13 protein-coding genes are annotated in these 15,108 nt (G+C 73.8%); 3 read left to right on the forward strand and 10 right to left on the reverse strand.

What is annotated here, in order from left to right; all coding sequences use genetic code 11:
• The coding region (locus tag IF89_RS0125765) for a TerD family protein (RefSeq protein ID WP_030772718.1) at positions 1-650 on the reverse strand (650 nt) is incomplete at its 3' end.
• A 163-nt stretch (positions 651-813) separates the two neighbouring features.
• Positions 814-1,452, reverse strand: a complete 639-nt coding sequence (locus IF89_RS0125770; RefSeq protein WP_420706964.1) for a M48 family metallopeptidase — start codon at positions 1,450-1,452, stop codon at positions 814-816.
• Between the two features lie 168 nt (positions 1,453-1,620).
• On the opposite strand from IF89_RS0125770, the gene IF89_RS0125775 reads away from it, so the two are divergent.
• Both IF89_RS0125775 and IF89_RS0125780 read left to right on the forward strand, forming a co-directional pair.
• Entirely contained in the window at positions 1,621-2,775 is a 1,155-nt protein-coding gene (locus IF89_RS0125775) for a TOMM precursor leader peptide-binding protein (RefSeq protein WP_030772725.1), read from the forward strand.
• 77 nt (positions 2,776-2,852) lie between these two features.
• Positions 2,853-4,181: an ABC1 kinase family protein gene (locus IF89_RS0125780; RefSeq protein WP_030772727.1), complete on the forward strand. Its 1,329-nt coding sequence runs from the start codon at positions 2,853-2,855 to the stop codon at positions 4,179-4,181.
• A 28-nt stretch (positions 4,182-4,209) separates the two neighbouring features.
• Here IF89_RS0125780 and IF89_RS42420 read toward each other — a convergent pair whose 3' ends face one another.
• The 5 genes from IF89_RS42420 to IF89_RS0125800 form a co-directional block, all read right to left on the reverse strand.
• Positions 4,210-4,419, reverse strand: coding sequence for a hypothetical protein (locus tag IF89_RS42420; RefSeq protein WP_078628508.1), 210 nt, complete (start codon positions 4,417-4,419; stop codon positions 4,210-4,212).
• A gap of 116 nt (positions 4,420-4,535) precedes the next feature.
• Positions 4,536-4,865 (reverse strand): hypothetical protein, encoded by a 330-nt coding sequence (locus IF89_RS0125785; protein ID WP_030772728.1) that lies wholly within the window; start codon positions 4,863-4,865, stop codon positions 4,536-4,538.
• Complete coding sequence (locus tag IF89_RS0125790) at positions 4,862-5,233, reverse strand: WhiB family transcriptional regulator (RefSeq protein WP_030029453.1); 372 nt, start codon at positions 5,231-5,233, stop codon at positions 4,862-4,864. The genes IF89_RS0125785 and IF89_RS0125790 overlap by 4 nt, the downstream gene beginning before the upstream one ends.
• Positions 5,234-5,412: 179 nt before the next feature.
• A complete protein-coding gene (locus IF89_RS0125795; protein ID WP_030772732.1) occupies positions 5,413-5,736 on the reverse strand; it encodes a hypothetical protein in 324 nt (107 codons plus the stop codon).
• A gap of 167 nt (positions 5,737-5,903) precedes the next feature.
• Positions 5,904-8,075 (reverse strand): ATP-dependent DNA helicase UvrD2, encoded by a 2,172-nt coding sequence (locus tag IF89_RS0125800; protein ID WP_030772734.1) that lies wholly within the window; start codon positions 8,073-8,075, stop codon positions 5,904-5,906.
• Between the two features lie 171 nt (positions 8,076-8,246).
• Between IF89_RS0125800 and IF89_RS0125805 the strand changes: the two genes are divergently transcribed.
• On the forward strand, positions 8,247-8,507 hold the full coding sequence (locus tag IF89_RS0125805; protein ID WP_030772737.1) for a mycoredoxin: 261 nt from the start codon (positions 8,247-8,249) through the stop codon (positions 8,505-8,507).
• Positions 8,508-8,576: 69 nt separating this feature from the next.
• On the opposite strand, the gene nudC is transcribed toward IF89_RS0125805, so the two are convergent.
• The 3 genes from nudC to IF89_RS42425 are packed head-to-tail and all read right to left on the reverse strand — an operon-like array spanning position 8,577 to position 15,099.
• Entirely contained in the window at positions 8,577-9,542 is a 966-nt protein-coding gene (gene nudC / locus IF89_RS0125810) for an NAD(+) diphosphatase (protein WP_051807626.1), read from the reverse strand.
• Positions 9,543-9,570: 28 nt separating this feature from the next.
• Complete coding sequence (locus tag IF89_RS0125815; RefSeq protein ID WP_030772743.1) at positions 9,571-10,998, reverse strand: dipeptidase; 1,428 nt, start codon at positions 10,996-10,998, stop codon at positions 9,571-9,573.
• Between the two features lie 9 nt (positions 10,999-11,007).
• Complete coding sequence (locus IF89_RS42425; protein ID WP_030772746.1) at positions 11,008-15,099, reverse strand: ATP-dependent DNA helicase; 4,092 nt, start codon at positions 15,097-15,099, stop codon at positions 11,008-11,010.
• Positions 15,100-15,108: the final 9 nt, after the last annotated feature.

Consider the following 15,108-nt stretch of genomic DNA (forward strand, 5'->3'; position numbering starts at 1 on the left):
GCGGGGGCCTGCGGTGCAGGGGCCGGGGCGGGTGCGCCGAAGGACGGGGCGGGGGCGGCCGGGGCGGGCGCGCCGAAGGACGGCGCCGGAGCCGGGGCGGCCTGCTGCTGCGGCTGCGCCTCCTCGGCGACCTCGCCGCCGAAGTTCTTCAGGAGGGCTTCGAGCCCGCCGTCGAAGCCCTGACCGACGGCGGCGAAGCGCCAGACGTCCTTCAGGTAGAAGTCACCGAGCATGACGGCCCGCTCGGTGCTGAATTCCGCGCCGGTGAAGGAGTACCGGACGACCTCTTCGCCGCCGGCCACGATCCGGATGTAGCCCGGTCCGATCTGCGACATCTGCCCGGCGCCGTCGAGGGTGGCGGTGAAGGACAGCTTGTGGATGGAAGCCGGAACGCGGTCCAGGGTCACCCGGAAGGATTCCGTGTCACCGGCCTGCGCTCCGAGCAGCTGGATGGACTCCTCCGGCGACTTCGGCTGGTTGAAGAAGACGAAGTAGCGGTCGTCCGAGAGCTGTTCGTTCGCGTCGAGGCCGAAGCAGCTGATGTCGAAGGTGAGGCCGGGCCCGGCGATCTGGACGCCTACGTACAGATCGGTGCCCGCCGTGAGATCACTGACCTTGGCCTTGTGGCCGCGTTGGAATTCCCTTGCCATACGTAACGACGTCCCCCATCCCGACTGAGCTTTCGTGCCGCACAGGCTAACGGCATCCGGCGACATCCGACCAAGCCGGTACCAACCCGGTACACAATCACGCTGTGTGACATGACGGATGGCCGATCGGGCCCGGGGGGGGCGGTCCGCACCGGCCGGCGGGTCATTCGTCGCGGACGGCGGGCACCTGCGGCAGGCGGTCGGCGGCCACCACGCCCTCCAAGTAGCCACGGGCCCGTTCGGTGCGCGGGTACGCCTCCAGCAGCTCCCAGAAGGCGGGGCCGTGGCCGGGCACGAGGAGGTGGGCCAGCTCGTGCAGGAGGACGTAGTCGACGACGTACTCCGGCATGCCCTGGAGGCGGTGCGAGAGCCGGATGCTGCCCTCGGCCGGGGTGCAGGAGCCCCAGCGGGTGTTCTGGTTGGTGACCCAGCGGACCGAGCGGGGGCGGGCGCGGCCGCCGAGGTACTGCTCGGACAGGCGCTCGGCGCGCCCGGTGAGTTCCGCGTCTCCGAGGGTGCGCCTGCTCTCCTGGGCGGCGAGCTTGTCGAGCATGACGCCCACCCAGCGCCGTTCCTCGGCCTCGGACATCCGGGCAGGGATGAGGACGACCGTACGGTCCCCCTCGCGGTAGGCGGATACGGTCCTGCGGCGGCGCGCGCTCCGGCGGACTTCGACGGCGCGCGGCGGGGGGTCGGCGGACACGCCACGACGGTACCCGCTGACGGAGGCGGAGTCCCGCTCGTCCGCGCTTCGAACAGGGGCGGTTCGGCGGCGGATTTCAGACGCGGCCCCATTCTTCATCTCATATGCCTTATACCGCCTGCCTGTGGACAAACTTCGGCACGGACGACCGGGGGCGGGCACTGTGGGCGGGAGGCGGAAAGCGAGAAGCAGGGCGCGGAACGCCGGGCGGGCGGTGGTGCGCGTGGGCACGGCCGGGGAACGGACAGGGACGGACAGGGGGCGGACATGTTTCCGAGGGTGAAGCCGGCGCTGGCGCGGGCCTGGCGGGATCTGCAGACGGTGCAGTTCGGAGTGACGCCGGCGCACGCGGTGGTGCTGGGGCCCGTGGACACGGCGACGGGCGCGTTCATCGACCGGATCGACGGGACGCGGGGGATGGAGCTGCTGCGGGCCGAGGCCACGCGGATGGGGTTGCCGGACGGTCGGGCCGACGCCCTCGTCCGACGGCTGGCGCGCGCCGGTCTGCTCGACGACGCCTCGGCGGGCGGCCCGCGGGCGCAGTCCCTGCGCCGCCGTCCGGAGACGCTGGAGCGGCTCGGCCCGGACCTGGGTTCGCTCTCGCTGGTCCACCGGGAGCCCGGCGGGGACCTGCGGGGGGTCGCCGCGCGCCGGGCGATACGGGTCCAGGTGCGCGGGAGCGGCCGGGTCGGCGCCGTGATCGCGGCGGTCCTCGCGGGGGCGGGCGTGGGCCGGGTCGAGGTGCTCGACGGCGGCCGGGTGGAGGCGGCGGACGTGGCGCCGGGTGGACTGGGGCCTGCGAGCGTGGGCCGGATGAGGGCCGAGGCCGCGGCGGGGGCGGTGCGCGCGGCGGCCCCGGGCCCGGCCCCGCGGGCCGGGGCGGAGGAGGGGCCGGAGCCGGGGCTGGCCCTGGTGGTGGTCGCGCCCCGGGACGGGCTGCACGCGTGGGCCCCGGATCCGGACACCGCGGCCGACTGGGTCGCCTCGGGCACTCCGCACCTGTACGCGGGGGTGCTGGAAGGGACGGGCCTGGTGGGGCCGCTGGTGCTTCCGGGCACGACGGCGTGCGCCGGGTGCATGGAGCGCGAGCGCGTGGAGCGGGACGCGGCCTGGCCGAGGATGCTCGTGCAGTGGCGCTCGTCCCACCGCCGCCTGGGGAGCGCCTCGTGCGATCTGGGCCTGTCCACGGCGGTGGCCGGGTTGGCCGCGGCACATGCGCTCGCCTTTCTCGACGGGCAGTTGCCCGCCTCCACCGGAGCCCGCTGGGAGGCGGCCCTGCCCACCCTGCACTGGGAGTCCGCCCCGGTCCGCGCCCACCCCGACTGCCCGTGCGGGGCGGCGCCGGACCCCGCGGAACGTCTTCGGCCGGCGGGACGGGCCTCGGGGAGAGGAGCGGGAGCGGACCCGCCGGGGGCGCCGTGACAGGATGCTTCGGGACCGAAGGTCCTCGCCTAACCGCCGCACGCGGCGCAGCAGCTGTCTGGGAATTGGAGGGGCGCATGTCTGATCTTCCCCGGAAGGCGGTCACCCGTACCGTCAAGATGGCCGCGCTGCCGATCGGCATCGCGGGTCGGGTCACCTGGGGGCTGGGCAAGCGGATCGGGGGCAAGTCGGCGGAGATCGTGGCGCGCGAGCTCCAGCAGCGCACCGCCGAGCAGTTGTTCCGGACGCTGGGAGAACTGAAGGGCGGTGCCATGAAGTTCGGGCAGGCCCTGTCGGTCTTCGAGTCGGCACTGCCCGAGGATGTCGCGGGGCCCTACCGGGCGGCGCTGACCAAACTGCAGGAGGCGGCGCCGCCGCTGCCCACGGCGACGGTGCACCAGGTGCTGGCGGACCGTCTGGGCGCGCACTGGCGGGACCTGTTCGAGGAGTTCGAGGACAAGCCGGCCGCGGCGGCCTCGATCGGGCAGGTGCACCGGGCGGTGTGGCACGACGGCCGTCAGGTGGCGGTCAAGGTCCAGTACCCGGGGGCCGGCGAGGCGCTGCTGTCCGACCTCAAGCAGCTCGGCCGGTTCGCAGGGCTGCTCGGGCCGCTGGTTCCCGGCATGGAGATCAAGCCCCTGATCAAGGAGTTGCGCGACCGGGTGTCGGAGGAGCTCGACTACGAGCTGGAGGCGGAGGCGCAGCGCACGCACGCGGACGCCTTCGTCGACGACCCGGACGTGGTCGTCCCGGACGTGGTGCACCAGGGCGACCAGGTGTTGGTCACGGAGTGGTTGGAGGGGACCCCGCTGTCGGAGGTGATCGCCGACGGCAGCGAGGAGGAGCGCGACCGTGCCGGGCAGTTGCTGGCCCGGTTTCTCTTCTCCGGTCCCGCGCGCACCGGTCTGCTGCATGCCGATCCGCACCCCGGCAACTTCCGCCTGATACCGGGTGCGGACGGCCGGATGCGGCTCGGCGTGCTGGACTTCGGCACCGTCGACCGGCTGCCGGGGGGCTGGCCCAAGCCCATCGGCCGGTCCCTGCGCATGACGCTGGACGGGGACGCCGAGGGGGTCTACGGCCACCTGTGCGCCGAGGGCTTCGTCAAGGAGTCCGTCGAGCTGGACCCGGAGGCACTGCTCGACTACCTGAAGCCGATCATCGAGCCCGCCGAGGCGGAGGAGTTCACCTTCACCCGGCCGTGGCTGCGCGGCCAGGCGGCGCGGATCGCCGATCCGCGCTCCCCCGCACACCAGTTGGGGCGGCAGATCAACCTGCCGCCTTCCTATCTGCTGATCCACCGGGTGACGCTGAGCACCATCGGCGTGCTGTGCCAGCTGGGTGCGACGGTCCGGCTGCGCGACGAACTGGACACCTGGCTGCCCGGGTTCACCTCCGCCGCGTGAATCACCCCGGGGGCACTCCCCCGGGGCGTCACCACCAGGAGGAGTCGAGCCTGCCCTCGATCGCCCGGAGGTTGGCGCGGGCGCATGCGACGCAGAAGTACTCTCTGGTCCCGTTCTCCACCGAACAGGTCCAGGTGGGCGGGATTCCGCCGGGGGACTGTGTGCCGCAGCGCGCGCAGACGACGGCGGGCTGGGCCTCGGATCCCGACGGCTCGGGCTGGGGAGTCGGCTGGTCCACCTCCGGACGATACCTCCGCCGGGGGTGGGGGGCCCGCGCAACGCACCGGGGGGACCAGTCCGTTCGGACCGGTCCCCCCGGGAAGCTGCAGTCTGCTGCTGTGCTGCTGTCGCTTCTTACTGCATGACGGCCATGGCCAGTGCGCGCCGGGCGCGCATCGAGACGCGCTCAGCCCGCCGCTGCATGCGGCGTGCGGCGACCAGGCGAACGGCGTGACGCTCGGCGTCCACCTCTCGCATGCGCTCGTCCATATGGGCACGAGCCAGGGCTTCTGGAATGAGTTGCATTGCGCGGGTCCTGTTCTGACGCGAGGTGATCGCGCCGGTGGTGATGAAGTCTGCGTGGGCGGCGCCGTGGGGCTGCTCGCTCGTGGTGTGGACGGTCATGAGGGCCTGCTTCAGGGGGTCGTGCGTCAGGGGGCGGTCGATGGTTCCGGTGGTGGTCATGCCGAGACGACCGGGTTCTTGCGCGGACGGCCACGCGGCCGCTTCCGGGCTACGACGACTCCCTGGACGAAGAGCTCGCCACCCCAGACACCCCAGGGCTCGCGGCGCTCGACCGCTCCGGCGAGGCAGGCCTCGACCAGCGGGCAGGTACGGCAGAGGGACTTGGCGTACTCGACGTCCGCGGGGGACTCGGCGAAGAAGACCTCCGGGTCGAAGGTGCGGCAGGGAACCGGGACGCCGAGGTTCTCGATGGCGTCGTCGAGCGCGGTCAGCGCGGTGAGCGGGGTCAAGGTGTGGTCCTCCGGGACTGCGGGCGGGGAGATCGTTTGGGTCTGCGGTACGGACGGGGCGTGCGCTTCGAGTTGCACGGTGTTTTCTTCCTCGTCTTGTTCGGCTAGTCGTTCCGGCCGGTCGGCCGGGTGCGGCTGGTACCTGGTTGCCAGTCCCGAGGCACCTTCGCCGTTGGTCCCCGGTCGGGGACAAACAGAAGGGCCGCGGATCCCGGGTGGGGTTCCGCGGCCCTGAAGGCGCCGGCCTGATCATGCGATCAGGCTGGATCACTCCAGGGTTCGAGCCCGCGGAAGGCCCACATCAGGTGGTGCTGCTGCTTCGTCTGCTTCTTCAGGGATCCGGCACCGGCCGCGGCGGCAAATCCATAGGCGGCGTGCGCCTCTGCTTCTGCTGCCAGTACTGCCACCGGTGCCTGGGTCGGTCGCTCATTGCGCTCGCTGACCGCAAGGGTCGCGAGGAGGGCGGGACGGCCGGCGGAAATCGCGGACGCACCGGTACCCAGAGCGGAGACGGAACCGAGCAGGCAGGAGGCATCGACCGGGCGATCGGTCATCTTGCTGAAGGTGATGAAGCTGGTCACTGGTCTCGCCTCCTCTCGGCGTCTCGGGGACTCGGCCCGAGGGCCCGTCCCATGCGTATTCGGATAAGTACAGCACGGATCCAGGGCTTCGGAGAAGCCACCGTTTCCGTTGCTAAGAACCTATGGGTCTTCGCCGGGCATGTGCAAACTATTTTTCCGACGAGTTTCTACGCGTCGTCAGGATCCTCTCCCCCGGGCTCCTGACCTGCGCAGATGGCCAAGACATCGGCTCCGTACCGGTCGAGCTTGCGACCGCCCACCCCGGAGATCATCGCGAGCTCCCCGGCCTCGGTCGGTGCCGCCTCCGCGATCGCCATGAGCGTCTTGTCCGTGAAGACGCAGTAGGCGGGCAGGCCCTGCTCCTTGGACTGGCCGGCGCGCCACTCCCGCAGCCGCTCGTACAGGCCCTCGTCCATGTCGGAGGGGCAGTCCTCGCAGCGCATCAGCTTCAGCTCGCCGGCCTCGGTCAGCGTCCTGCCGCAGACCCGGCACAGGACCGGACCCCGGCGGCCGCGCGGTCGCGGCGCCCTCTCGCCGCCCGCGGAGCCCGGCCGGCTCCCCGGAGCCGCGGAGCCCGGCCGCAGGCCGTTGAGGAAGCGGCTGGGGCGCCGGGAGGCCCGTCCGCCGGGGGCGCGGGAGAGCGCCCAGGAGAGGGTCAGGTGCAGCCGGGCCCGGGTGACGCCGACGTACAGCAGCCGGCGCTCCTCCTCCACCTGGTCGTCGGTCTTGGCATAGGTGATCGGCAGCATGCCGTCGGTGAGCCCGACGAGGAACACGGCGTCCCACTCCAAGCCCTTCGCCGCATGCAGCGAGGCCAGCGTGACGCCCTGGACGGTCGGGGCGTGCTGGGCGGCCCTGCGCTCGTCCAGCTCGACGGTGAGGTCGGCCAGGGTGGCTCCGGGCCGGGAGCGGGCGAAGTCCTCGGCGAGCCGGAGCAGCGCGGCCACGGACTCCCACTGGTCGCGCACGGCCCCGGAGCCGGCGGGCGGCTCGCCGGTCCAGCCGGTGGAGCTGAGCACGGCCCGGACCTGGGAGCCCAGGTCGACGACGTCCTCCAGCAGCGGGTCGTTCCCGCCGGAGCGGGCGGCTCCGCGCAGCGCGAGGACGGCCCTCTGGATCTCCTGGCGCTCGAAGAACCGCTCGGCTCCGCGCAGCTGGTACGGGACCCCGGCGTCGGCGAGGGCCTGCTCGTAGACCTCGGACTGGGCGTTGATGCGGAAGAGGACGGCGATCTCGCCGGCCGGCACGCCCGCGGCGATCAGGTCGCGGATCCGGTGGGCGACCCCCTCGGCCTCGGCGGGCTCGTCGGCGTACTCGGCGTAGACCGGCGGGGGGCCGCTCTCGCGCTGGGAGACCAGTTCGAGGCGGTGCTCGGCGGCCCGCCCCCGGGCCTGGCCCAGCAGGCCGTTGGCGAGGTGCACCACCTGGGGCGTCGAGCGGTAGTCGCGGACCAGCTTGACCACGGTGGCGTGCGGGTAGCGCGTGCGGAAGTTCAGCAGGTGGTCGGGGGTGGCGCCGGTGAAGGAGTAGATGGTCTGGCTGGCGTCGCCGACGACGCAGAGGCTGTCGCGCTCGCCGAGCCACAGGTCGAGCAGCCGCTGCTGGAGCGGGCTGACGTCCTGGTACTCGTCCACGACGAAGTGCTGGTACTGGGCGCGGATCTGCTCGGCGATGTCGTGGCGGTCCTGCAGGATGCCGACGGTCAGCAGCAGCACGTCCTCGAAGTCGATCATGCCTCGGTCGCGCTTGAGCTGTTCGTACGTGCCGTAGATCTGGGCGATCTCGGCCATGTCACGGGGTGCCTCGCGGCCGGCCTTCAGAGCGGCCGCCGGATAGTCGGCGGGCACCGTCTGGGTGACCTTCGCCCACTCGATCTCCCCGGTGACGTCGCGCAGCTCGCTCCGGTCGAGGCGGATGCGGCAGCGGGCCCCGGCCTCCGCGACGAACTGGACCTTGCGCTCCAGCAGCCGGGGGACGGCTTCCCCGCCGACGGCTCTGGGCCAGAAGTACTGGAGCTGGCGCAGGGCCGCGGAGTGGAAGGTCCGGGCCTGGACCCCGCCCGCCCCGAGCGCGCGCAGCCGGCCGCGCATCTCGCCGGCGGCCCGGTTGGTGAAGGTGACGGCGAGCACGCTGGCCGGCATGAGCAGCCCGGACCGCACCCCGTAGGCGATCCGGTGGGTGATCGCGCGGGTCTTGCCGGTACCGGCTCCGGCCAGCACGCACACCGGTCCGCGCAGGCTCGTCGCGACCTCGCGCTGCTCCGGGTCGAGCCCCAGGAGCACCGCGTCGGCCGAGTCGGGCGCGGCGGTGAAGGATGAGGAGTGCGTTGCTGCTGTCACTCCGCCATGCTGCCAGGTCTCGTGCGCCGGGCGGGAAATCTGTCCACAGGCATCACGGATACGTCATACCGGTCACACGCACGGTGCGGATGTGCACGGACGGGAATGTTCCGCGCGGTGGCGTACGTTCGTGTACTCGGACCACAGAGCCTTCACGAAGGAGAGCGCAGCATGCAGGACACCGGCACCGTCACGATGTACAGCACGACCTGGTGCGGCTACTGCCGTCGGCTGAAGACGCAGCTGGACCGGGAAGGCATCGCGTACAACGAGATCAACATCGAGCTCGATCCGGAGTCCGCCGCGTTCGTCGAGAAGGCCAACGGCGGGAACCAGACAGTGCCGACCGTGCTCGTGAAGTCCGCCGCCGGCAACGAGTCCGTCATGACGAACCCGAGCCTGGCCCAGGTCAAGCAGGCCCTCGCCGTCTGAGCCGGCTCTCCCGGCGTCCGCAGCAGGCCCCCGCCGTCCGAGGCGGGGGCCTTCCGCATGTGACGGACGTTACGCGGCGGCCCTGGGCAGGGGCTCGCCGTACCAGCGCTCGACCAGCCGGGCGGCGATGGAGATGCCCGACGGGGGCAGCACCTCGCCCGACTCGAACGCCGCGCGCAGCTCCTCGCGGGAGAACCAGCGGGCCTCCTGGATCTCCTCGCCGTCCACGGTGATCTCGGAACTGGTGGCCCGGGCGTTGAAGCCGAGCATCAGGCTGTAGGGGAACGGCCACGGCTGGCTGGCCACGTACTCGACCCGCCCGACCCTGACGCCCGCCTCCTCCCACACCTCGCGGACGACGGACTGCTCGATGGACTCGCCCGGCTCCACGAACCCGGCGAGCGTCGAGAAGCGGCCCTCCGGCCAGTGCACCTGGCGGCCCAGCAGCGCCCGGTCGTGCTCGTCGGTGACCAGCATGATCACGGCCGGGTCGGTGCGGGGGTAGTGCTCGGCGCCGCAGCCCGGGCAGCGGCGGATGTGCCCGGCGGCCGCGACCACCGTGCGCTCCCCGCAGCGGGAGCAGAAGCGGTGCATCCGCTGCCAGTTCTCCAGCGCCACCGCGTTGACCATCAGTGCGGCGTCGCGGTCGTTCAGGAGCAGTCCGGCCTCGCGCAGGCCCGCCGGACGGGCCGACTGGTCCATGCGGCCGGGCAGGGCGTCCTTCTGCAGGGCGAAGTACCGTACGCCGTCCTCGTCCGTGCCCAGGAAGTAGCGGTGGGTCTCGGTGACCGGGGCCTCGAAGGCCGGCGTCATCACGATGCCGGTGCCGCCGTCGGGGGTGTCGTCGATCAGGACCTGGCCGCCGGAGACGACGAAGACGCGGGTCGTCGGGTGGCTCCAGGCGGCGGCGAGCCAGGCCTCGTCGAGGCGGTGGTGCGCACTGCGGTCGATGCCGCTGGGCGCGGTGAGCGAGACGGGACGCTCGGTATGGGTGCTCACTGGTACTTCCAACTCCCCCGGTGGTGGGACAGGCATGCTCGGTACGACAGGTGTGTGCGCCGGGTCAGGCGGGTGCGGGCGGCGGCGTGCCGGGGGCGCGCAGGGCGGCGGCCAGGTCCCCCCAGAGGTAGGCGGCCGTCTCGACGCCCTTGAGCAGCAGGTCCAGCTCGACCTTCTCGTTCGGCGCGTGCCAGCCGTCCGACGGCACGGAGATCCCGAGGAAGAGGACGGGTGCGTCGAGTACGTCCTGGAGGTCGGCGGCGGGCCCGGAGCCGCCCTCGCGGGTGAAGCGGATCTTCTGGCCGAAGGCGCGGCCCATGGACCGGACGACGGACTGCAGCGCCGGGTGGTCCAGCGGGGTCAGGCAGGGGCGGGTGGGGGCGCCGAAGGTGATGGCGTGCCGGATCCCGTCCGGGACACGGGTCGCGACCCACTCCCTGACGGCCGCCTCGACCTCGTACGGGTCCTGCCCCGACACCAGGCGGAACGACAACTTCACGTGGGCGGAGGCGGGCACGATGGTCTTCCCGCCGGGGCCCTGGTAGCCGCCGCCGATGCCGTTGACCTCGGCCGTGGGGCGGGCCCACACCCGCTCCAGGGTGGAGTAGCCGGCCTCCCCGGCGGCCGCGTGCGACTTGGCCGTGCGCAGCCACTCCGACTCGTCGAAGGGCAGCTCGGCGATGAGCGCGCGCTCCGTGTCGGTGAGCTCGGCGATCCCGTCGTAGAAGCCGGGGACGGTGACGCGGCCGTCGGCGTCGTGCAGGGCGGCGACCAGGCGCGCGGCGGCGGTGGCCGGGTTGGGCACGGCTCCGCCGAAAGCGCCGGAGTGGATGTCCTGGTCGGGGCCGTGGAGGTCGATCTCGCAGTCGGCGACGCCGCGCATGCCGGTGCAGACGGTGGGCGTGGTCTCGGACCACATGCCGGTGTCGGAGACGATGACGACATCGGCGGCGAGTTCGCCGGCGCGGGTCTCGACGAGCTCGCGGAAGTGCGCGGAGCCGGACTCCTCCTCGCCCTCGACGATCAGCTTGAGGTGGACGGCGGGGGCGGCGGCGCCCGTGGCCGCCAGGTGCGCCCGGACCCCCAGGGTGTGGAAGAACACCTGGCCCTTGTCGTCCGCGGCGCCGCGCGCGTAGAGGCGGCCGCCCTGGACCACCGGCTCGAACGGGTCGGTGTGCCAGCCGTCGGCGAGGGCGGCGGGCTGCACGTCGTGGTGGCCGTACACGAGGACGGTCGGGGCGTGCGGGTCCTCGCTCGGCCAGTGCGCGTAGACGGCGGGGGCGCCGCGGGTCTCCCAGACCTCGGCGACCGGGAAGCCGGTCTCCTTGAGCTTCGCCGCGAGCCATTCGGCGCTGCGGCGTACGTCGTCCGCGTGCTCGGGCTGGGCCGAGACGGAGGGGATGCGCAGCCACTCGGCGAGGTCGTCGAGGAAGGCGGCGCGGTGGGTGTCGATGTACGTGCGGACGACGCTGTCCGGCCGGGTGTCGCTCATGCCCCGAGCCTAGCCGTCCGCCCGGTGGTCGCCGTCGGGGCCCGATGCGCCTTGGAGGATCCGCTCAAGGCGGGCCCTGCCGGGGAGGTTGCGCGGGCGGATCACACGGCCGCTGCGGACGTGGAGGAAGGCGGCGGTGACCCGGTCGAGCGGGGTGTCCGTGGCTTCGGCCCAGGCCAGGCGGTAGACGGCGAGCTGGAGCGGGTCGGCGTCGGTGGTTCGGCCGGTCTTCCAGTCGACGATCTCGTAGGCGTCGTCGCCGTGGGCATCGGTCGTCTTGTAGACGGCGTCGATCCGACCGCGGACGACCCGGCCGGCGAGGGTGATCTGGACCGGGGCCTCCATCCGGTGGGGCGGGCGGTCGGCATAGGGGCTGCGCTCGAAGGCCGCCTTGAGGGCGTCGAGGTCGGCGTCGTCGGCGATGTCCTGCCCGGCGCCGGCGCCGGGCAGGTCGGCGACGGGGTCGAGGACGTCGAGGAAGGGGAGCGGGAGGTCCTCGAAGCGGGACTCGACCCAGGCGTGGAAGCGGGTGCCCTGGCGGGCCGCCGGCTGCGGGGGCTTCGGCATGGGGCGAGCGAGGTCGCGGGCGAAGCCCTGCTCGTCGGCGGCGAGCCGGAGCAGCTGGCTGGCGGACAGGGCGGCGGGCAGTTCCACGTCGCGGACGGCCGCGCGGGAACGGCGGAGCTCGCCCTCCAGGGCGTCGAGGTCCCGGTCCCACGAGGCGACGGTCCGCGCCTCCTCGGGCGTGAGCCGCGCGCCTCGGGCGGGCTCACCCGCCCCGGACCGCGCCGCGGAGTACGGCTGCACCGAGTGGAACCGGCCCCCGGCGGGCCCGGCCACGCCGGGCCGCCCCGCGGGGGCGGCCTGCGGGGCGGCGGGGCGGGCGGGCGGGCGGGCGCCGGGCTGCGCCGCGGGCTCAGTCGCCCAGGCCTCGCCGGCCCATGCCTCGTCGGCCCACGCGTCGTCGGCCCACGCGTCCTGCGGCGCGGCGGCTCCGCCCGCGGCATACGGCTCACCCAGCGGGTCGGCCGGTGAGGCAGGCACCCGCACGCCGGGCCGCGCCGACGGGTCGTCGGCCCAGGCGTCCCACGGCCCGACGGCTCCGCCCGCGGCGTACGGGTCGGCGGTCGGTGCGCCGCCGCGCGGCTCCGCCGGGGAAGCGCCGTCCTCCGCCGGGGCGGCCGGCACGCCGGGCCGCGCCGACGGGTCGGCGGATCGGGCGTCGCTCGGGGCGACGGCTGCGTCCGCGGCGCCTGCGTCCGGCGTCGGGTGCCCCGCTGCCGGGCGGGGTGCGCCGTCGCCCCGGGCAGGCTCGGCCGGGGCGGGCCGGGGGCCGCGCGGACGGGGTACGGCGTGCGGCCCCGGGTCTGCGGGTCCGACCGCCCCGGCGGCCCCGGCGGCCCCGGCCGGGTCGTCCGCCGGGGCGGTGGCGGCGGCCCGGGGCGGAGCCGCGCCGGCGCCGTTCCAGAGGTCGTCGGTGTCCCAGGCGTCGGCCGGGACGGACCAGGGGGCCTCCGGGGGCCATGGTTCGGCGTCGTAGGCGGGGTCTTCGCAGTCCGGGGGCCAGAGACAGGCCTCGTCCTGCGCGGGCGGGGGCGGCGTCGCCAGGTGCGACTCCACCAGCGCGGCCGCCGCGCGGCGCAGGGCCAGGGAGTGCGGGTCGAGCGGGAGCGGCCAGGAGTGGTCCGGGCCGGACCCCGCGGTCAGGGCCGGGTTCTCGGCGGACGGCTCGGGCTCGTCCGCCCAGGCCTCGATCTCGCCGTGGCCTGCCGCGCAGTGCTCGTAGAGGGCCTGGAGGAACTGCGACGGGCCGCGCCGCTTCTTCTGGGTCGGGCCCCACCAGTGGCCGGAGGCCAGCAGCAGGGACCGGGGACGGGTGAAGGTCACGTAGCCCAGGCGCAGCTCCTCCACGGCTTTGTGGTGCTTGAGGGCGACCTTGAAGGACTTCAGCCCGGCCGAGGTCCAGGCCGGGTCGGCCGGCAGGGTGGGGGCGTCGCCGCGCAGCGCGTACGGGAGGACCTTGGCGTACGAGGTCCAGGCCTCCGGCGCCTTCTCCTTCGGGAAGGACCCCGCGCACAGGTCGGGGACGACCACCACGTCCCACTCCAGGCCCTTGGACTTGTGGGCGGTGAGGACCTTCACGGTGTTCTCGCCGCCCGGCAGGGCGTGGTCGAGGCCCTTCTCGTACTGGGCGGCCGTGCGCAGGAACGCCAGGAAGGCCAGCAGCGTGGCCTCGCCGTCCAGCGCGGCGAAACCGGCGGCGACGTCCATGAAGTTCGACAGGGTCTCGCGCCGGCGGGCTGCCAGGGCGTGCGGGGACGCGGACAGTTCCACTTCGAGGCCGGTCGTGGACAGCACCCGGTGCAGGACGTCCATCAGCGGGTCGGCGAGGGAGCGGCGCAGGTCGCGGAGCTCCTGCGCGAGGTGCGCGAAGCGGACCCGGGCCTCGGCGGAGAAGGGCAGGTCGTCCGCGGTACGGCCGGCGCCGTCGAGGAAGGTCTCCAGGGCGTCGGCGAGGGACACGACCTCCGCCGGGTCGACGCCCTCGACGGCCGCCGCGAGCCGTTCGTCGGGGTCGGACCCGGCCGGTGCGCGGCCCACGAGCAGTCGTGCCCGGCGGCCGAGGAGGGCCAGGTCGCGGGCGCCGATCCGCCAGCGGGGGCCGACGAGGAGCCGGACCAGGGAGGCGTTCGCACCCGGGTCCTGGAGGACTTCGCAGACGGCGACGAGGTCGGCGACCTCGGGGAGGTGCAGCAGCCCGGACAGGCCGACGACCTCCACCGGGACGTCCCGGTCCACCAGCACGGCCTGGATCTGCGCGAAGTCCCCGGCGGAGCGGCACAGGACGGCGATCTCGCGCGGCTGCGTGCCCGTGCGCACCAGGTGGGCGACGGAGTCCGCGACCCATTCGAGCTCCTCGGCGTGGGTCTCCAGCAGGGCGCAGCGGACCTGCCCGACGCCCTCCGCGCCCGGCGCCGGACGCAGTGCTTCCACGCCTTCGTGCATGGCGCGCAGCGGGGCGGCGAGGCCGTTGGCCAGGTCGAGCAGGCGGCCGCCGCTGCGCCGGTTCTCGCTGAGGGAGAGCCGGGTGGCGGGCGTGCCGTCGGCGTGCGGGAAGTGCTCGGGGAAGTCGTCCAGGTTGGCCACGGAGGCCCCGCGCCAGCCGTAGATCGCCTGGCAGGGGTCGCCGACGGCCGTGACGGCGTGGCCGGTGCCCGCGCCGAACAGGCCCGACAGCAGCAGCCGCTGGGCGACGGACGTGTCCTGGTACTCGTCGAGCAGGACCACCCGGAACTCCTCGCGCAGCAGTGCGCCCACCTCGGGCCGGGTGGTGGCGAGCTGCGCGGAGAGGGCTATCTGGTCGCTGAAGTCGAAGAGGTCGCGGGAGCGTTTGGCGGCGCGGTAGCGGCCGACGAGCTCCAGGAGTTCGAGGCGGCCGCGGACGGCCTCGGGGACCTTGCGCAGGTCTTCGTTGGTGAGCTTCACCCCGGCGAGCACGTCCAGCAGCGCGGTGTCGTGCAGGCGCAGATCGGCGGGGTCGACCAGGTGCTCGGAGAGTTCCGCGTCGAGCGCGAGGAGGTCGCCGACGAGGTCGGGGAGGGACTTGGTGAGCGAGGGGTACGGGCCGGGGGCGTCGCGCAGCACCTTCGCGGCGAGCTGGAAGCGGGTGGCGTCGGCGAGGAGGCGGGAACCGGGCTCCAGGCCGATGCGCAGGCCGTGGTCCTTGAGGAGCTGGCCGGCGAAGGCGTGGTAGGTGGAGATCCGCGGCTCCCCGCCGGCCGCGTCGGCGTCGGCCGGGGAGGGGTCGGGGTCGGTGATGCCGGCCCGCGCCAGCGCGCTCCGTACGCGCTCGGACAGCTCCCCGGCGGCCTTGTTGGTGAAGGTGAGGCCGAGGACCTGCTCGGGTGCGACCGTGCCGGTGCCGACGAGCCAGACCACGCGGGCGGCCATGACGGTGGTCTTGCCGGATCCGGCGCCGGCGACGACGACCTGCGGGGCGGGCGGGGCGGTGACGCAGGCCATCTGCTCGGGCGTGAAGGGGATCCCGAGGAGCTCCTTGAGCTGCTCGGGATCGGTCAGTACGGACGCACGCGCGGACACATCAAAAGG

Source organism: Streptomyces sp. NRRL F-2664, from assembly GCF_000719345.1.
GTDB lineage: Bacteria > Actinomycetota > Actinomycetes > Streptomycetales > Streptomycetaceae > Streptomyces.

Coding starts and splice junctions, on each gene's coding strand:
- IF89_RS0125770 (WP_420706964.1), bottom strand. CDS start 1,452: ATGAAGAATGGGGCCGCGTCTGAAATCCGCCGCCGAACCGCCCCTGTT.
- IF89_RS0125775 (WP_030772725.1), top strand. CDS start 1,621: ATGTTTCCGAGGGTGAAGCCGGCGCTGGCGCGGGCCTGGCGGGATCTG.
- IF89_RS0125780 (WP_030772727.1), top strand. CDS start 2,853: ATGTCTGATCTTCCCCGGAAGGCGGTCACCCGTACCGTCAAGATGGCC.
- IF89_RS0125785 (WP_030772728.1), bottom strand. CDS start 4,865: ATGACCACCACCGGAACCATCGACCGCCCCCTGACGCACGACCCCCTG.
- IF89_RS0125805 (WP_030772737.1), top strand. CDS start 8,247: ATGCAGGACACCGGCACCGTCACGATGTACAGCACGACCTGGTGCGGC.
- nudC (WP_051807626.1), bottom strand. CDS start 9,542: ATGCCTGTCCCACCACCGGGGGAGTTGGAAGTACCAGTGAGCACCCAT.
- IF89_RS0125815 (WP_030772743.1), bottom strand. CDS start 10,998: ATGAGCGACACCCGGCCGGACAGCGTCGTCCGCACGTACATCGACACC.